15 protein-coding genes are annotated in these 17,442 nt (G+C 69.5%); 12 read left to right on the top strand and 3 right to left on the bottom strand.

The annotated features are described in order from the left end of the window. Positions 1 to 43 precede the first annotated feature (43 nt). The 6 genes from ruvA (at position 44) to E6A26_RS07515 (ending at position 7,926) form a co-directional block, all read left to right on the top strand. The gene (ruvA, locus tag E6A26_RS07540) at positions 44 to 691 is read left to right on the top strand and encodes a Holliday junction branch migration protein RuvA (protein WP_136610581.1); all 648 of its coding nucleotides are present in this window, start codon (positions 44 to 46) and stop codon (positions 689 to 691) included. After that, entirely contained in the window at positions 684 to 1,781 is a 1,098-nt protein-coding gene (gene ruvB / locus E6A26_RS07535) for a Holliday junction branch migration DNA helicase RuvB (protein WP_136610580.1), read from the top strand. The genes ruvA and ruvB overlap by 8 nt, the downstream gene beginning before the upstream one ends. Positions 1,782 to 1,946: 165 nt before the next feature. Next, positions 1,947 to 2,366, top strand: coding sequence for a preprotein translocase subunit YajC (gene yajC / locus E6A26_RS07530; protein WP_136610717.1), 420 nt, complete (start codon positions 1,947 to 1,949; stop codon positions 2,364 to 2,366). 71 nt (positions 2,367 to 2,437) lie between these two features. Further along, positions 2,438 to 4,228: a protein translocase subunit SecD gene (secD, locus tag E6A26_RS07525; RefSeq protein WP_136610579.1), complete on the top strand. Its 1,791-nt coding sequence runs from the start codon at positions 2,438 to 2,440 to the stop codon at positions 4,226 to 4,228. Next, entirely contained in the window at positions 4,228 to 5,232 is a 1,005-nt protein-coding gene (secF, locus tag E6A26_RS07520; RefSeq protein WP_136610578.1) for a protein translocase subunit SecF, read from the top strand. The genes secD and secF overlap by 1 nt, the downstream gene beginning before the upstream one ends. A 438-nt stretch (positions 5,233 to 5,670) precedes the next feature. Continuing rightward, positions 5,671 to 7,926, top strand: coding sequence for a RelA/SpoT family protein (locus E6A26_RS07515; protein ID WP_136610716.1), 2,256 nt, complete (start codon positions 5,671 to 5,673; stop codon positions 7,924 to 7,926). A 2-nt stretch (positions 7,927 to 7,928) separates the two neighbouring features. Here E6A26_RS07515 and E6A26_RS07510 read toward each other — a convergent pair whose 3' ends face one another. From E6A26_RS07510 to E6A26_RS07500, 3 genes are all read right to left on the bottom strand, one after another. Continuing rightward, positions 7,929 to 8,561, bottom strand: a complete 633-nt coding sequence (locus E6A26_RS07510; RefSeq protein ID WP_136610577.1) for a hypothetical protein — start codon at positions 8,559 to 8,561, stop codon at positions 7,929 to 7,931. 127 nt (positions 8,562 to 8,688) lie between these two features. Next, on the bottom strand, positions 8,689 to 10,137 hold the full coding sequence (locus E6A26_RS07505) for a DUF349 domain-containing protein (RefSeq protein ID WP_136610576.1): 1,449 nt from the start codon (positions 10,135 to 10,137) through the stop codon (positions 8,689 to 8,691). A 15-nt stretch (positions 10,138 to 10,152) separates the two neighbouring features. Continuing rightward, positions 10,153 to 10,923 carry a peptidylprolyl isomerase gene (locus tag E6A26_RS07500; RefSeq protein ID WP_136610715.1) on the bottom strand — a complete coding sequence of 257 codons (771 nt, stop codon included), beginning with the start codon at positions 10,921 to 10,923 and terminating at the stop codon, positions 10,153 to 10,155. Positions 10,924 to 11,102: 179 nt separating this feature from the next. Here E6A26_RS07500 and hisS point away from each other — a divergent pair, with 179 nt between their 5' ends. The 6 genes from hisS (at position 11,103) to E6A26_RS07470 (ending at position 17,410) form a co-directional block, all read left to right on the top strand. Beyond that, complete coding sequence (gene hisS, locus E6A26_RS07495) at positions 11,103 to 12,464, top strand: histidine--tRNA ligase (RefSeq protein ID WP_136610575.1); 1,362 nt, start codon at positions 11,103 to 11,105, stop codon at positions 12,462 to 12,464. A gap of 60 nt (positions 12,465 to 12,524) precedes the next feature. After that, positions 12,525 to 14,312: an aspartate--tRNA ligase gene (gene aspS, locus E6A26_RS07490; RefSeq protein WP_136610574.1), complete on the top strand. Its 1,788-nt coding sequence runs from the start codon at positions 12,525 to 12,527 to the stop codon at positions 14,310 to 14,312. A 95-nt stretch (positions 14,313 to 14,407) separates the two neighbouring features. Continuing rightward, positions 14,408 to 15,874, top strand: a complete 1,467-nt coding sequence (locus E6A26_RS07485) for a replication-associated recombination protein A (RefSeq protein WP_136610573.1) — start codon at positions 14,408 to 14,410, stop codon at positions 15,872 to 15,874. Positions 15,875 to 16,018: 144 nt separating this feature from the next. Continuing rightward, entirely contained in the window at positions 16,019 to 16,642 is a 624-nt protein-coding gene (gene rpsD, locus E6A26_RS07480; RefSeq protein WP_136610572.1) for a 30S ribosomal protein S4, read from the top strand. A 131-nt stretch (positions 16,643 to 16,773) separates the two neighbouring features. After that, positions 16,774 to 17,154 carry a DUF948 domain-containing protein gene (locus E6A26_RS07475; protein WP_136610571.1) on the top strand — a complete coding sequence of 127 codons (381 nt, stop codon included), beginning with the start codon at positions 16,774 to 16,776 and terminating at the stop codon, positions 17,152 to 17,154. A gap of 43 nt (positions 17,155 to 17,197) precedes the next feature. Further along, the gene (locus E6A26_RS07470; protein ID WP_136610570.1) at positions 17,198 to 17,410 is read left to right on the top strand and encodes a hypothetical protein; all 213 of its coding nucleotides are present in this window, start codon (positions 17,198 to 17,200) and stop codon (positions 17,408 to 17,410) included. Positions 17,411 to 17,442 lie beyond the last annotated feature (32 nt).

Here is a 17,442-nt window from a genome sequence, read left to right as displayed (position 1 = left end):
ATTGTTCGTAGATGTGTTCGGACGGCAGAAGGGTCCTCGAGCGGTGATCAGCTTCTTGCGCGGCGCAGTGGCGCACGTGGGTCTCTCGGCGGCGGTAATCGACGTGGGGGGAGTGGGCATGTCCTTTGCCGCGACTCCGCGGACGCTTGCGGGGCTTCGCGTGGGCGAGGAGGGGACGGTGCAGACGCTCCTCGTGGTGCGCGAGGATTCCCTGACGCTCTACGGCTTCGCTTCGTCCGAAGAACGCGAGGTCTTCGAGGTGCTTTTGGGTGTTGCGGGTGTGGGGCCGCGCCTGGCCCTTGCGGTGCTCGCAGTGCACAGCCCGGAGGCCGTCCGCGTCGCGGCGCATTCCGAAGACGCGAAGACGTTCACGAAGGTGCCCGGAATCGGGCCCAAGGTCGGCGCTCGGCTCGTTCTGGAGCTCAAGGGCAAACTGGTTCCACTGGGCGCGCCCGGCGAGGCCGCGCCGTCGTCCGCTGGGAGCGCACAGGGGGCCTGGAAGCCGCAGGTGGTGGAGGCGATGACGTCGCTGGGCTGGTCCGAGAAGGACGCGTCGTCGAGCATCGACCGTGCGCTCGAGGACCGTCCTGAGCTCGCGGAGGCCGGAAGTGTGCCGGAGATCCTGCGGGCAACGCTCCGTTGGCTCGGGCAGGGAGCGCGGACCCCCGCCAAGGCCGGTGCCCGTGGCTGAGCCGTCGCTCGTCTCAAGCGGCGAGGAGCCCGAGGAGCGCGTGATCGAAGCCGCCCTGCGGCCGAAGCATCTCGATGACTTCGTGGGGCAGCAGCGCGTGCGCCGCCAGCTCTCGCTCGTGCTCGAGGCGTCCCGGATGAGGGGCCGCAGCGCCGACCACGTTCTGCTCTCCGGCCCGCCCGGACTCGGCAAGACGACCCTTGCGATGATCATCGCGGCCGAGATGAACGCGCCGCTGCGCATCTCCTCGGGCCCGGCGATCCAGCACGCTGGCGACCTCGCGGCGATCCTCTCCTCGCTTTCCGAGGGGGAGGTGCTGTTCCTCGACGAGATCCACCGGATGTCCCGGCCCGCCGAGGAAATGCTGTACATGGCCATGGAGGATTTCCGCGTGGACATCGTGGTCGGCAAAGGCGCCGGGGCGACCGCAATCCCGCTGGACCTTCCGCCCTTCACGCTGGTCGGCGCGACGACGAGGGCGGGCCTGCTGCCTGGCCCCCTGCGCGACCGGTTCGGATTCACGGGGCATCTCGAGTTCTACTCGGTCGAGGAGCTCGAGCTAGTGCTTCGGCGATCCGCGGGGCTGCTCGACCTCCGGGTGACGTCGGCCGGCTTCACCGAGGTCGCGGGCCGCTCGCGCGGAACGCCGCGCATCGCCAACCGGCTGCTGCGCCGCGTGCGGGACTGGGCGCTCGTCCATCGGATCGAGAGCATCGACGCCCGCTCGGCTGCGGCGGCCCTCGACATGTACGAGGTCGACGCGCGGGGGCTCGACAGGCTCGACCGCGCCGTTCTGACGGCCCTCGCGACGAAGTTCGGCGGTGGCCCGGTGGGGCTTTCGACGCTCGCGATCGCGGTCGGCGAGGAACCGGAGACGGTAGAGACCGTCGCGGAGCCGTATCTCGTCCGCGAGGGGCTCATGGGCCGCACGCCGCGCGGCCGGATCGCCACTCCGGCGGCGTTTGAGCACCTCGGACTGCCGGTTCCGCCCGATGCCCCGTTCGCCTACAGCGCAACGCTTTTCGATTCGGCGCCTCCGGCTGGCGACGACGCAGACGAGGGCGACGACGTCCTGGCCGACTGGCGCTGACGGCAGCGCGCCTTCGGGAACTGTTCTAGCCGCTTGCCCGTAGACTGAGAGAAGACACTCCGCTGATGCGGGCTGTAACGCCGTGCCCGGGCTGGCCCCGGGACTGACGCGCGTCCCCCACTGCGACGCGTCCTCCGAAAGAGATTGGACTCAGCCATGGACTTGATGACTATCCTCCTGCTCGTCGTCTTCGCGTTCTTCATCTTCACGATGTTCCGGCGCAACAAGAAGCAGCAGGCGCAGCAGGCAGAGATGCGCACGAAGTTCGTCCCCGGCGTTGAGGTCATGACCAGCTTCGGGCTGTTCGGCCGCATCCTTGAGGTCGACGACGCAGAGAACAAGGTCGTGCTCGAGCTCTCGCCCGGCACGACCGCGACGGTGCACCGTCAGGCCGTCTCGAAGGTCGTGGAGCCGAGCGAGCCGGTCGTCGAGGGCGACGCTGCCGCCGTCGCCACCGATCCCGCCGACTTCGAGACCGCGCACGGCGAGGAGCACGGCCATCCTGCCGCCGCTCCGAGCCCCGACTCGCAGCTGCACGAGACCCCCGAGCAGTCCCTCAAGCGCCTCGAGGGCGAAGGCAAGTAGAGTCTCAACATCCTCGTCCGCGTCTGGTCCGTCCGGGCGCGGACGTCTTCCACGTCAGGAGTTAGGAACCCATGGCTCGTTCCCGCACCAAGCGGCCGGGACTCAGGACAGTCATCTGGCTCGTTGTCCTGTTCGTTGCCCTCGTCTCCGTCCTCGGCGGGGGTGTCATCGCGGGACAGGCGTCGTGGGCCCCCAAGCTCGCGCTTGACCTCGAGGGCGGCACCCAGATGATCCTGGCCCCGAAGGTCACCGGCGGCGGCGCCGTGACCCAGGACCAGCTCAACCAGGCTGTTGAGATCATCCGCCAGCGTGTCGACGGTTCGGGCGTCTCCGAGGCGGAGATCAGCACGCAGTCGAGCCGGAACGTCGTGGTGAGCCTCCCCGGTACGCCGTCAGCGCAGACGCGCCAGCTCATCCAGGCCTCGGCTGACATGAACTTCCGTCCGGTCCTGACCGCGGGCGATCCCGCGGCCGTGGCGAAGGACAAGCTCCTGCCCGACGCGCAGCTCCCGAAACCGACGGCGGCTCCGACGAACGCGAGCGACACGAACTGGATCACCGCTGATCTGTACAAGCAGTACGAGGCGCTCGACTGCACCCAGCCTCAGCCGGAGTCCACGCAGCGCTCCGATCCCGCGAAGCCCCTTGTGACGTGTCAGCCGGCGGCGTCCGGTTCGCAGGCCATCAAGTACATCCTCGGCCCCGTGGAGATCCCCGGCGCGGACATCGCCGGTTCGACGTACGGGCTCGTGCAGGGCCAGCAGGGCGCGGTCACTAACCAGTGGGCCGTGAACATCCAGTTCAACTCGGACGGTACGCAGAAGTTCAAGGACGTCACGCAGCGGCTCAACGGCTTCTACGTCGCTGCCGGCAGCACGAGCGGCGGCGACCCGCGCGCCCAATTCGCCATCGTGCTCGACGACAGGGTGCTCTCGGCGCCGCAGGCCCTCGCCGTCATCACCGACGGCCACCCGCAGATCACGGGCAACTTCACGCAGTCCAGCGCGCAGACGCTCTCGGACCAGCTGCGCTTCGGCGCCCTGCCGATCAGCTTCGACATCCAGAGCGAGGAGCAGATCTCCGCGACGCTCGGCACCGAGCAGCTGCAGATGGGCCTTCTGGCGGGCGCGATCGGCCTCCTGCTGGTGGTGGTGTACTCGCTCTTCCAGTACCGGGCACTCGGCTTCGTGACGATCTTCTCGCTCGTCGTAGCCGGGCTCCTGACCTACCTCGCCATCTCGATCCTGGGGTGGACGCAGAACTACCGGCTCTCGCTCGCCGGCGTCGCGGGCCTCATCGTAGCGATCGGCCAGACCGCGGATTCGTTCATCGTCTACTTCGAACGGATCCGCGACGAACTCCGCGAGGGGAGGGGGCTCGTCTCCGCCGTCGAAAACGGCTGGAAGCGCGCCAAGCGCACGGTCCTCGCCTCGAAGGCCGTCAACCTGCTCGCCGCCGTCGTGCTCTACTTCGTCGCGGTCGGCAACGTCCGCGGGTTCGCATTCACGCTTGGCCTCACGGCCATCGCGGACCTCATCGTCGTGTTCATGTTCACGCACCCCACGCTGCAACTCCTCGCTCGGACCAAGTTCTTCGGCGAAGGCCACCGGTTCTCGGGACTCGACCCGGTCCAGCTCGGAGCGGTTCCCCTGTACCGCGGCGCCGGACGGCTCCGCGAGGCGTCCGAGTCGGCGCGCTCCACGCTCAAGCCCAAGAACGCGGCCGCGGCCGCCGAGGCCGGCCGCCGCATGACCATCGCCGAGCGTCGCGCCGCAGCGGCTGCCGACAACGGCTCGAAGTCTGATCTCGCGGCTGCGGGCAAGTCGCGCCAGCGCACCGAGCGTTCTCAGGAGGAGAACTGATGTCGACGACTGTCCTCGCCCGCTTCGGCAACGAGCTCTACTCCGGGAAGCGTTCGTACGACTTCGTCGGCAAGAAGAAGATCTGGTTCCTGGTCGCCGCGGTGGCCGTGGTCATCGCAATCGTCGTCCCGATCCTGCGGGGTGGGTTCAACCTCAGCATCGACTTCCGCGGCGGCTCCCAGTTCACGGTCTCCCAGACCAAGACGTCGGACACAGTGCCGGGCCAGGACGCCGTCCACTCGGTGGTCTCCGGCGCGGCTCCCCGCGTCTCGAACGTCGCCGGCGGCACGATCCAGGTTCAGACAGATCAGCTTTCCGACACCCAGACCCTTCAGGTCAAGGAGAAGCTCGCCTCCGCCTACGGCGTGTCCCAGGACAACGTGACCTCGACGTTCATCGGCCCGACGTGGGGCGCCGACGTCACGAATCAGGCGCTCCTCGGCTTCGTGGTCTTCGTGGGGCTCGCGGCCGTGCTCATGGCCCTGTACTTCCGCACATGGAAGATGTCGCTCTCGGCGCTCACCGGCATGATCGTGACCATCTTCGTGACGGAGGGCGTGTACGCGATCAGTGACTTCGAGGTGTCGCCGTCCGCCATCATCGGGTTCCTCACGATCCTGAGCTACTCGCTGTATGACACGGTCGTGGTGTTCGACAAGATCCGCGAGAACACGGCGGACATCAAGACGTCCTCGCGCCGGACGTTCGCCGAGGAGGTCAACCTCGCGGTCAACCAGACGCTGGTCCGGTCGATCAACACGATGATGGTCGCCGTCCTTCCGGTTGCCGCGATTCTCTTCATCGGTGCGGGACTCCTCGGTGCCGGCACGCTCCGCGACCTGTCGCTCGCGCTGTTCGTCGGCATCCTCGTGGGCACTGCAGCGACGCTCTTCATCGCCGCCCCGATGTACGCGTGGCTGCGCGAAGGCGAGCCTGATCTCGTCAAGCAGGCTGAGAAGGTTGCGTCCCGGCGCGGGCTGCAGCCCGCCGACTCGACCGCCTGAGCTGAAAGGCCCGATGTTCGCCGGGAGCGCCTCGACGCTCTCGGCGAACATCGGGTGCGCGGGGGAATGGGCGGAATTCTGCAGCATGTTCCTACGGGCATAGACTGAGTTAATCCTCAGACCGTTCAGGAGGCTTGCTTGGAGGAACGTCCGACGCCCGTGCCGGCCCGGTCAGGTGGCCCGCAGTCTGCGGGGTCAGCCGGAACCGGTCAGCCGGGGGTCGCTCACGCCCAACAGCCGCCGGCACCCTCCCAGCGACCCGCGGCTCCTCAGGAACCCGCCGCAGCTCAGGGGGGCGCGGCACAGCAGCCCGCCCCCTCGCAGCAGCCCGCCGCGTCGTCCTCCGCTTCCTCCGAAACCGTGCCCGACGCGTCGCAGCAGCCGACGCCTGGCGGGACTGAATCGCCGCTCGGCGGGAACAGCCTCCTCGAGCGCCCCATGCTCGGGCGCCGCGACCGGACGTTCTCCCGCCTCGCGCGGCTCACAGGCCGGGGCATGTCGGCGCATTCGCCGATCCTGGAGCCCCTGCTTCGCACGGTACGGGCCAACAACCCGCGCGAGGACTTCGAGCTCATCACGCGTGCCTACGAGGTCGCCGAGCGGAGCCATCAGGGGCAGAAGCGCAAGAGCGGTGACCCCTACATCACGCACCCGGTAGCGGTCGCGACCATCCTCGCGGAGCTCGGCATGACCGGCACCACGCTCGCCGCCGCCCTGCTGCACGACACGGTGGAGGATACGTCCTACACCCTCGACCAGCTCCGGAAGGACTTCGGTCCCGAGGTCGCGATGCTCGTCGACGGCGTCACGAAGCTCGACAAGGTCCAGTTCGGCGATGCGGCGCAGGCCGAGACCGTCCGGAAGATGGTCGTGGCGATGGCGAAGGACATCCGCGTCCTCGTCATCAAGCTCGCCGACAGGCTGCACAACGCCCGGACGTGGCGATTCGTCTCGCCGGAATCCTCGGCCCGCAAGGCGCGCGAGACGCTCGAGATCTTCGCGCCGCTAGCGCACCGGCTCGGGATGAACACGATCAAGTGGGAACTCGAGGACCTTTCGTTCGCCGCGCTGTACCCGAAGGTGTACGAGGAGATCGTGCGCATGGTGGGCGCGCGGACCCCCGAGCGTGAGAAGCAGCTCGCCGTGATCCGCGACCAGATCGCCGAGGATCTCCGGTCCAGCAAGATCCGCGCCGAGGTCACGGGGCGCCCCAAGCACTACTACTCGATCTACCAGAAGATGATCGTCCGCCAGAAGGAATTCGACGACATCAACGACCTCATGGGCGTCCGCATCCTCGTGGACTCTGTGCGGGACTGCTATGCGGTGCTGGGCGCGATGCATGCGCGGTGGAACCCCCTCCCGGGGCGGTTCAAGGATTACATCGCGATGCCCAAGTTCAACATGTACCAGTCGCTCCATACGACGGTCATCGGCCCCAATGGCAGGCCGGTCGAGATCCAGATCCGGACGCATGAAATGCACCGACGCGCCGAGTACGGCGTCGCGGCCCACTGGAAGTACAAGGACCAGCCGAACCGCACCTCTCACGCCCCGGACGGCCGAGCCGCGGAGATGGGCTGGCTGCGTTCGCTCGTCGACTGGCAGCAGGAGACCTCGGACCCGGGGGAATTCCTCGACTCGCTGCGCTTCGAGATCAACGCCCGCGAGGTTTTCGTCTTCACGCCCAAGGGCGAGGTCATGGCGCTCCCCGCGGGGTCGACTCCAGTCGACTTCGCCTACGCGATCCACACCGAGGTGGGCCACCGGACCATCGGCGCCCGCGTCAACGGCAAGCTCGTCCCGCTCAACAGTGAGCTGAACCACGGCGACGTCGTCGAGATCTTCACGTCCAAGGCGGAGGGGGCCGGCCCGAGCCAGGACTGGCAGAACTTCGTCAAGAGCGCCCGCGCCCGCAACAAGATCCGCCAGTGGTTCAGCAAGGAACGGCGCGAGGAGGCCATCGACAAGGGCAAGGAGCTGCTCACGCGCGCCATGCGCAAGCAGAACCTTCCGCTTCAGCGCCTTCTGAGCCACGACGCGCTCCTCGCGGTCGCGCAGGAATTTCGCTATCAGGACATCGCGGGACTCTACGCGGGGATCGGCGACGGCCATGCCTCGGCCCAGTCGGTCGTCGAGAAATTCGTGGACAGCCTCGGGGGTGCCGCCGGCACGGCGGAGGACATCGCCGAGACCATCGCCGCGACGACGCCGGCGCCGCCGCGCTATTCCGACTCGGGCATCATCGTCAAGGGCGTTGACGATGTGTGGGTCAAGCTCGCGCGGTGCTGTACACCCGTGCCGCCTGATCCGATCCTCGGCTTCGTGACGCGCGGTTCCGGGGTCTCCGTCCACCGCACTGACTGCACGAATGCGGCCGGCCTGCGCGCACAGCAGGACAGGATCGTCGAGGTGGAGTGGGCGCCGACCCAGTCGAGCGTCTTCCTCGTGGAGATCCAGGTCGAGGCCCTCGACCGCAAGAGCCTGCTTTCGGACGTCACGCGGGTGCTTGCGGAGAATCACGTCAACATCCTTTCGGCCCACGTGCACACGTCGAGCGACAGGCTCGCCCTGTCGCGGTTCGCGTTCGAGATGGGCGACCCGAAGTACCTCAACCACGTGCTGAGCGCCGTGCGCCGCATCGACGGCGTCTTCGACGTCTACCGCACAACCGGAAACCGTCGCCGCACCTAGGCTCACGCCGACGGGCTCCGCGTCTCGCGGAGCAGGCGCGCGATGACGTCGCGGCCGCGCTGCTTGCGCGGCTGGCGGGGGAGCGCGTCCAGGGCGCGGGCGACGAGCGACGGCGTGAGGCCGAGTCCGCGTCGGCTGAGCAGCCTCCTGAGTGCGACGGAGGCAATCGGCGTGTCTCCGTGCATTGCGAGGTCGACCGCCGTGCGGAGCGGGCTCGTGACGAAGAGTGGGCCGAGCTCCACGACGTCGTACTCGCCGAGCCAGACCTCGTGGACGAGGATTCCGCGGGCCTTGCGGGCAGAGGAGATGCGGCGCGGTGCCGGGACGAGGAGCACGGGGACGGCGGGCGCGGGCGCGCACCCATAGATCCACGCGGCAGATTGCCGTCCCACCACGGTGCGGGCGCGGAGCCTCGGTTCGTACGCCGCGGCGAGCGCCGTGGCTCTCAGCTCGGCGGTGAGCGGTACGGCGGCTGGCGCGTAGGAGTCGCCCACGAGGAGGCGGAGCACGCCGTCGTTCGCCATGGCCTGCAGCTCCGCAGGCGAGAAGGGCCGCCCCGGCGTCAGGATTGCAGCCGGGGCCGCAGACGGAGACCGGCGGACGGGCTGGCTCGGCGCGGCGGGCGGAGGAGGCATGCGGTCCATGCTTCCCCACGGAGCGTCCGCGCCGCGACCGCCGGCGGCCGTATGTGGATAACCGAGAGGCCCCGCGCCCGTCCCTCACGGACGGAGGCGGGGCCTCTGGAGAATCTGGCTGAGCGGCTCAGCCGAGCTCGCTCGCGGACTTCCGCAGTGTCTCGAGCCACGCCTCGCGGGCCTCGAGCGCCTCCCGGGCCTTGGCGGCCTGGCGGGCGTTTCCGGAATTCTCAGCTGCCGCGAGGTCGTCCCGAAGGCTCGCGATCGACGCCTCGAGCTGCGAGAGCGCCGAATCGGTGCGGGCCTGGATCTCGGGGTCCGTGCGGCGCCAGTTCTCGTTGTCGGCGTGCTGGATGGCGTCCTCGACCTTCCGAAGACCCGCTTCCATGCGGCCCATGTCGGCGCGCGGAACCTTGCCGGCGTCCTCCCAGCGGTCGCGGATCGACTGCAGCGCCTTCTTGGCCGCAGCGACGTCCTTGATCGGGAGCAGCTGCTGCGCCTCGGCCAGGAGGGCCTCCTTGACCGTGAGGTTCTCGGAGAACTCGCGGTCGATCGCCTCGTTCGCAGCCTTGCGGGCCTCGAAGAACACGTTCTGGGCCGCCCGGAAGCGGGACCACAGCGCGTCGTCCTCCTTGCGGTTGGCGCGCGGCGCGGCCTTCCACTCGTCCATGAGACGGCGGTACTCGCCCGCGGCGTAGCCCCACTCGGTCGAGGTCTGAAGCGCCTCGGCCTCGGCGATGAGCTGCTCCTTGACGGACTTCGCCGCGGCGTTCGCGCTGTCGAGCTGCGAGAAGTACGCACGCCGGTGCCGGTCGAACTGGGTGCGCGCAGCACGGAATCTCTTCCACAGGGCGTCCTCGGCGGCGCGGCCCAGACGGAGGCCGGACTTCTGCGAGTTCTTCCACGCATCGAACAGCTCGTTCATGCGGGCGCCGCTCGTCTTCCACTGCGTGCGCAGCGGATCCTGGCCCGCGATCGACTCGGCCTCGGCCACGATGGCCTCGCGGTTCGCGAGCTCCTCGGCCCTCGCCTTCTCGTGCTCAGCCTTCTGCTCCGCCTCCACCTGGACGAGGGCAGCCTCGAGGGCGTCAAGACGTGTCTCCGCGCCCCGGACGTCTCCGAGCACCGTCCGCTCCGCGAGCTGAGCCCGCAGGTGACCCGCGGCCTTGCGGATGTCCCCAGCCGCCGCGTGCGACGAGACGCGCTGCTCGAGGAGGGAGATCTGGGCGACGACGTCTTCGAACTTCCGTGCGAAGTACGCGAGGGCCTCGTCTTCCGAAACCCCTGGGTACTGGCCTACGGTGTGCTCTTCGCCGTCGACCGTGAGGAAGACGTGCCCGTCTCCCTCGACGCGGCCCCACTTGCGGGCTTCCTCCAGGTTGACCGGCACGGCGGCCGGCGGAGCGGCAGGTGCTGCCGCCGGGGCTGCGGGCACAGGGCCCGGCTTGGCCTTCGCGAAGGCCGCCGGCGAGGGGACGGATGGAAGGGGAGCAGCCTGTGCAGCTGCGGAGTCGTCGGGTTTCTGACTTTCGGTCACCGCTAGAAGTTCTTTCGCTTGGTGTGGACTGGAGTGCAGGCAGGCGCCCGCTGCTTAGTTCAGTGTGAACGAGTCTATCGTGACTGGAGTCACGGGAGCCCCGTCATCTGCGGAGGCTCCGCCCGGGGTAACGCCCGCCGCGCCGATCTTCGAGATGACATCGAGGCCCGACGTCACATGGCCCACGATCGTGTAGCCGCCCGCCGAGTCGTCCGGGAACGTCGAGTCCTTGTAGGCGATGAAGAACTGCTGGCCGTTGCCGTAGGCGTTGTTGGACGTGCGTGCCACCGCGATGGTCCCGGCGGGGTACTTCTGGTCCTTCGGCGTGTTCTCGAGCGGACCCCACGTGTAGCTCGCGTCGGACTTGCCGGTCGCGTCCTCGGCGCCGCACTGCAGGATCGACGCGGACGCGCTCGTGGTGAGCCGGTGGCACACGCGGCCTTTGAGCGTGCCCTGATCGGCGAGCGACTTGAACACGGCGGCGGCCTGCGGAGCCGCCTTGCCGTCAACCTGCACTCCGACCGTTCCGCCGTTGAGCACGAGGCTGCCGTTGAACGTCTTCCCGGATGCGCTGCTGGCGGCCGGGACGCCGGGCGCGTTGGTCGCCGGCGCGCTCGGGCTCGCGCTGGCGCTCGGGCTCGCGCTCGGATTGCTGAGGCCCGCCTTGACCGCCTCGTAGTCCGCCGCCGTGGGATTGGACGCGAAGACCGTTCCCTGGAGCACGCCGGCCAGCGCGATGGCGACGACGACGGCGGCCGAGGCGATGACGTTGTCCCGCCGACGGCGGGCCTCATGGCCGCGGCGCAGCTCCTGCTTTGCCTCCATGAGCTGCACGCGACGGCGCGACTCCTGGGCGTTGCGCTTCGACACGCGGACTGACCTCCCTGGCTACCGCATAAACTTGGGCATCAGCCAGTCTACGCACGCTGGCATCCTTTACGCCGTCATCCTCGCTGCGCCGTCACCCTTGCAGCGCCGACACCTTCACAAGGAGCATTCACCTCATGGCACGTACCGCCTCGCTGTCCGGATTCCCCGAGTGGCTTCCGCAGGAGCGATTGGTGGAGCTCCATGTGCTCGACACGCTGCGGCGCACCTTCGAGCTCCACGGGTTCTCGTCGATCGAGACGCGAGCGGTCGAGACGGTGGGCCAGCTGCTGCGCAAGGGCGAGATCGACAAGGAGGTCTACGGCCTCAGCCGGCTCCAGGACGACGAGGACTCCGCGAGCAAGGCGGACGCGAACGCCCTCGCCCTCCACTTCGACCTCACCGTGCCGTTCGCGCGCTACGTGGTCGAGAACGCCGGCTACCTCGCGTTCCCGTTCCGCCGGTACCAGATCCAGAAGGTATGGCGCGGCGAGCGGCCTCAGGAGGGCCGAGCGCGCGAGTTCACCCAGGCGGACATCGACGTCGTGGGCGACGGCACGCTCCCGTTCCGCTACGACGTGGAACTGGCGCTCGTCATCTGCGAGGCGCTCTCCGCCCTGCCGATCCCGCCGTTCCGGCTCCGGGTCAACAACCGCAAGCTCGCCGAGGGCTTCTACCGGGGCATTGGCCTCACGGACACGGCCGGCGTCCTGCGCAGCATCGACAAGCTCGAGAAGGTCGGGCCTGAGCGTGTCGCGGAGCTCCTCCACGAGGAGCTCGGTGCGACGCCCGAGCAGGCCAAGGCCGCGCTCGAACTCGCCTCGATCCGGACCGAGGACACCTCGTTCGTACAGCGCGTGCGCGATCTCGGCGTCGAGGACGACCTGCTCGAGGAGGGCCTTGCGGAGCTCGAGGAGGTCATCGCGGCCGCCTCGGCCACGGCCCCGGGGACCGTGATCGCCGACCTGAGCATCGCGCGGGGGCTCGACTACTACACCGGCACCGTCTACGAGACTGTCCTCGTGGGCCACGAGCACCTCGGCTCGATCTGCTCGGGCGGGCGCTACGACGCGCTCGCCACGAAGGGCAACCGCAAGTTCCCCGGCGTGGGCCTCTCCGTGGGTGTCACGCGGCTCGTGAGCCGCATCCTCTCGGCCGAGCTGGCAGTCGCGAGCCGCACGGTGCCGACCGCGGTGCTCGTGGCCCTTGCCGACGACGCATCGTGGGGCGCCGCGCAGGCCGTGGCGGCGCAGCTTAGGGCGCGGGGGATCGCAACGGAGGTCGCCGCAACGGCGGAGAAGTTCGGAAAGCAGATCAAGTACGCGGACCGCCGCGGGATCCCGTTCGTCTGGTTCATGCACCACGACGGCCGGCACGAGGTCAAGGACATCCGCTCGGGCGAGCAGCTCGCAGCGGACCCGGAGACGTGGATGCCGCCCGCCGTGGACATCATCCCGAGCGTGCGGCGGTCCGCCGCGAGCGTGGCCGCCGAGGGCTGAGCCCCCGGGCCGTACGGGTAGACTCTTGCGGGAAATCCGACTTGTTTGAAGAGGAGCGTTGTGCTGCGCACACATGACCTCGGTTCGCTGCGTGCCGAGCACATTGGACAGACCGTCACCCTCGCGGGCTGGGTGGCCCGCCGCCGCGACCACGGCGGGGTGGCATTCGTCGACCTGCGCGATGCCTCGGGCGTGTCCCAGGTGGTCGTGCGCGAGGAAGAGGTCTTCCACGGCCTGCGCAACGAGTTCGTGCTGCAGATCGAGGGCACGGTGGAGCGCCGTCCCGAGGGCAACGAGAACCCGCACCTCGCGACCGGCGAGATCGAAGTCATCGCCAAGAAGGTGACGCTGCTCAACAGCGCCGATCCACTCCCGTTCCAGGTCGACGAGCACGTCGAGGTCGGCGAGGAGGCGCGCCTGCGCCACCGCTACCTCGACCTTCGCCGCCCCGGCCCCGCGCGCGCCATGCGCCTGCGCTCCGAGGCCAACCGCGTCGCGCGCGAGCTGCTCCACGACGAGGGCTTCATCGAGGTCGAGACGCCGACGCTCACGCGTTCGACCCCCGAGGGCGCGCGCGACTTCCTCGTGCCCGCGCGCCTCGCGCCCGGGTCCTGGTACGCGCTCCCGCAGTCGCCGCAGCTCTTCAAGCAGCTCCTGCAGGTCGGCGGGATCGAGAAGTACTACCAGATTGCGCGCTGCTACCGCGACGAGGACTTCCGCGCCGACCGGCAGCCGGAGTTCACACAGCTCGACATCGAGGCGAGCTTCGTGGAGCAGGAGGACATCATTGCGCTCGGCGAGCGCATCGTCGCCGCGATCTGGAAGCTCGTCGGCGTCGAGGTCACGACCCCGATCCCGCGCATGACGTACGCCGAGGCGATGGCGAAGTACGGCTCGGACAAGCCGGACCTCCGCTTTGGCCTCGAGCTCACGGACCTCACCGAGTACTTCAAGGACACGACCTTCGGCGTGTTCAAGGCGCCCTATGTGGGCGCGGTCGTCATGCCGGGCGGCGCGTCGCAGCCCCGCCGGACGCTCGATGCATGGCAGGAGTGGGCCAAGCAGCGCGGCGCGAAGGGCCTCGCCTACGTGCTCCTCAAGGAGGACGGCGAGCTCGCTGGCCCAGTGGCGAAGAACCTCACCGAGGCCGAGCGCGAAGGGCTCGCGGCGGCTGTAGGCGCCCAGCCAGGAGACTGCGTCTTCTTCGCGGCCGGCGAGCAGTCGGCGTCGCGCGCGCTGCTCGGCGCCGCCCGCGTCGAGATCGGCCACCGGACGGGCCTCATCGACCCCAACGGCTGGGCGTTCGTGTGGGTGGTCGACGCGCCGCTCTTCGAGTCGAGCGAGTCCGCGGTGGCCTCGGGCGACGTCGCCCTCGGCTACTCGGCGTGGACCGCGGTGCACCACGCGTTCACGTCGCCCAAGCCCGAGTTCATGGACTCCTTCGACACTGATCCGGGGAGCGCGCTCGCGTACGCCTACGACATCGTGTGCAACGGCAACGAGATCGGCGGCGGCTCGATCCGTATCCACCAGCGCGACGTCCAGGAGCGCGTGTTCAAGGTCATGGGCATCGACCACGAGGCCGCGCAGGAGAAGTTCGGCTTCCTGCTCGAGGGCTTCAAGTACGGCGCGCCGCCGCACGGCGGCATCGCGTTCGGCTGGGACCGCGTCGTCGCGCTGCTCGCGGGCGTGGACTCCATCCGCGAGGTCATCGCGTTCCCGAAGACCGGCAACGGCTACGACCCGCTCACGGCCGCGCCCGCGCCGATCACGCCCGAGCAGCGCAAGGAGGCCGGCGTGGACTTCAAGCCGACCGAGAAGGGCAAGGGCGAGACGGCAGGAGCCTGATTCGACCCCGCGGACGACGACGAGGGGCGGCCCCTGCGGGTGCCGCCCCTCTCGCGTTCTCGAGCTGTCGGTGCGCGGCGGTAGCGTAAAGGGTGATGGAAGATCTGTTCGGACTCGAATCCTCGGGCGGCGACGAGGCCGAGGGCGCGTCCTCTGCGGCCGCGCCCGCGTCGCCGCACGGCCGGGCCGGCCGGGTGGGCCGCGAGGCCCCGCGCAGCCCCCTCGCCGTGCGGATGCGCCCCCGGAGCCTCGACGAGGTCGTGGGCCAGCAGCACCTGCTCGGGCAGGGCTCGCCCCTGCGGCAGCTTGCCGCCGGCGCCGGGGCCTCCGGTGGACCGACGGGGCCGAGTTCCGTCATTTTGTGGGGGCCGCCCGGAACCGGGAAGACGACGCTTGCGCACGTCATCGCGCGCGGCCCCGGCCGCAAGTTCGTGGAGCTCTCCGCGATCACCGCCGGCGTCAAGGACGTGCGGCGCGTCATGGACGAGGCCCTCACGGCCCGTGATCTGCACCGCACCACGACCGTCCTGTTCCTCGACGAGATCCACCGCTTCACCAAGGCGCAGCAGGACGCACTCCTGCCGGGCGTCGAGAACCGCTGGGTCGTCCTCGTGGCGGCCACAACGGAGAACCCCTCGTTCTCGGTCATTTCGCCGCTCCTTTCGCGCTCCCTCCTGCTCACGCTCCAGCCGCTCACCGAGGCGGACATCGCCGGCCTGCTCGAGCGTGCGGTGACCGATCCGCGCGGGCTGGGCGGCGCCGTCGTGCTTTCCGACGACGCCGCGGAGCACCTCGTCCGCCTGGCCGGCGGAGACGCGCGGCGGGCCCTCACAGCGCTCGAAGCGGCTTCCGCCGTCGCCCTCGACGAGGCTTCGCGCCCCACGCCGGAGGAGGACGACGACGGCGCGGCCGCCGCGGGCGAGCCCGTCACCGTCGAGGTGCGGCACGCGGAGAAGGCCCTCGACGTGCACGCGGTCCGCTACGACCGCCAGGGCGACATGCACTACGACGTGATCAGCGCGTTCATCAAGTCGATCCGCGGCTCAGACGTCGACGCGGCGCTGCACTATCTCGCGAAGATGATCGAGGCGGGCGAGGACCCGCGCTTCATCGGCCGGCGGCTCATCATCTCGGCGGCCGAGGACATCGGCATGGCGGACCCGACCGCGCTCCAGACCGCTGTTGCGGCGGCGCAGGCCGTCCAGCTCATCGGCATGCCCGAGGGGCGGATCGTCCTCGCCGAGGCCGTCGTCCACCTCGCCACGGCACCGAAGTCGAACGCCGCCTACATGGGCATCAATGCGGCGATCTCGGACGTCCGGGCCGGCCTCGGCACGGGCGTACCGGCGCATCTCCGCGACGCGCACTATTCAGGCGCCCAGCGGCTGGGCCATGGCGCAGGCTATACCTACTCGCACGATGCCCCGCACTCCGTCGCGAAGCAGCAGTATCCGCCGGACGACCTCGTGGGCAAGGACTACTACACCCCGACGGGCAACGGCGCCGAGCGGGACATCGCCGCCCGGCTCGAGCGGCTGCGCTCGATTATCCGCGGCTCATGATAGGCTAGACAACCGTCTGGCACGTCGTGGATGCCCCCTGTTCTCAGGTAGGAGCACCCAGACGGCAGCTCAAGGCAGCAGCGGGCCGCAGCTCTCCCTCCTGGAGGCCAGGATCCATGAACCGCCGCAAACGAAAGGACACACGTGTCGAGCATTCGTGCACGCCGTCAGACGCGACTTTCCCGCGCTCTGGGCATCGCCCTGACCCCCAAGGCCGCCAAGTACATGGAGCGCCGCCCGTACGGCCCCGGTGAGCACGGCCGCGCGCGCAAGAAGCAGGACTCGGACTACGCGGTCCGCCTCCGCGAGAAGCAGCGCCTCCGCGCCCAGTACGGCATCCGCGAGGCCCAGATGACCCGCGCCTTCGAAGAGGCCAAGCGCACCAAGGGCCTCACCGGTGAGAACCTCATCGAGCTCCTCGAGATGCGCCTTGACGCGCTCGTGCTCCGTGCCGGCTTCGCCCGCACGATCGCCCAGGCCCGCCAGCTCGTCGTGCACCGCCACATCACCGTGGACGGCCAGCGCGTCGACCGCCCGTCGTTCCGCGTCGCCGAGGGTCAGCTCATCAGCGTCCACGAGCGCTCCGAGACGATGACGCCGTTCCAGGTTGCCGCCGCCGGCGCCCACCGCGACGTCCTTCCGACGGTCCCGGGCTACCTCGACGTCAAGCTCGAGGCGCTCCAGGCCCGTCTGGTCCGCCGCCCGAAGCGCTCCGAGGTCCCCGTGACCTGCGAAGAGCAGCTCGTCGTCGAGTACTACGCTCGCTGATTCAGCGCGGCCGTCCCGGCCGAGCAGGAAGGAGCCCGCGGCCGCAAGCCGCGGGCTCCTTGCGTTATGCCCCCGTTATGCCCCTGTAAGGTAACGGAGGGGCGCCGAGCGGCGCACCGTGAGGAGGAAACGTGTCCGGGTCCGACATTGCCGGCCTGATCGCCGCTGGCGTCTTCGCGGTGCTCGTCGCACTGCTTGCCGTGCCGATCCTCAAGCTGGGCCGGGTCTTCGACGAACTGCGCGGCTCGATCCGGACCCTCGCCGACGGTGCCACGCCGCTCATGGACGAGGTCACCTCGACCGTCTCGACCACCCATGAGCAGCTCAGGAAGGTCGACGGCATCGCCGCGAACGTCTCGGACGCGACCGCGAACGTCTCCGCCCTCTCGTCCCTCGTCGCGGCCACGGTCGGCTCGCCGCTGGTCAAGGTCGCGTCCTTCACGTACGGCGTGCGCTCGGCCTGGTCCCAGCGGGGCAACGGCGCGACGCCCTCGGGCCGGCGCAGCCGGTAGCCGGGGATCTCATCAACGGCTCGGTACACGAACGGGGTAGAGCATGAAGCGTCTCTTCTGGCTGACCGTCGGCGGCGTCGTCGGCGCCGTGGCCTATCGCAAGGTCCAGCAGCTGCGGGCCGAATCGGAGCCCGGCGGCCTCAACCGCTCCGCGAGCCGCCTCGTCGATTCCGCGGCGCACTTCGCGGATCAGGTCCGGCAGGGCATGGCGGAGCGCGAGGCAGAGCTGCGCAAGGGGCTCGGGTTCGACGGGTGAGCCCCGCCGGAGTTCGCGGCGGACCGCGAAAT

This window comes from Sinomonas albida (genome assembly GCF_004919045.1).
Taxonomy (GTDB): Bacteria; Actinomycetota; Actinomycetes; order Actinomycetales; family Micrococcaceae; genus Sinomonas; species Sinomonas albida.
This window is presented reverse-complemented; position numbering and strand designations above follow the sequence as displayed.

Coding starts and splice junctions, on each gene's coding strand:
- yajC (WP_136610717.1), top strand. CDS start 1,947: ATGACTATCCTCCTGCTCGTCGTCTTCGCGTTCTTCATCTTCACGATG.
- secD (WP_136610579.1), top strand. CDS start 2,438: ATGGCTCGTTCCCGCACCAAGCGGCCGGGACTCAGGACAGTCATCTGG.
- secF (WP_136610578.1), top strand. CDS start 4,228: ATGTCGACGACTGTCCTCGCCCGCTTCGGCAACGAGCTCTACTCCGGG.
- E6A26_RS07515 (WP_136610716.1), top strand. CDS start 5,671: ATGCTCGGGCGCCGCGACCGGACGTTCTCCCGCCTCGCGCGGCTCACA.
- E6A26_RS07510 (WP_136610577.1), bottom strand. CDS start 8,561: ATGCCTCCTCCGCCCGCCGCGCCGAGCCAGCCCGTCCGCCGGTCTCCG.
- E6A26_RS07500 (WP_136610715.1), bottom strand. CDS start 10,923: ATGGAGGCAAAGCAGGAGCTGCGCCGCGGCCATGAGGCCCGCCGTCGG.
- hisS (WP_136610575.1), top strand. CDS start 11,103: ATGGCACGTACCGCCTCGCTGTCCGGATTCCCCGAGTGGCTTCCGCAG.
- E6A26_RS07485 (WP_136610573.1), top strand. CDS start 14,408: ATGGAAGATCTGTTCGGACTCGAATCCTCGGGCGGCGACGAGGCCGAG.
- E6A26_RS07470 (WP_136610570.1), top strand. CDS start 17,198: ATGAAGCGTCTCTTCTGGCTGACCGTCGGCGGCGTCGTCGGCGCCGTG.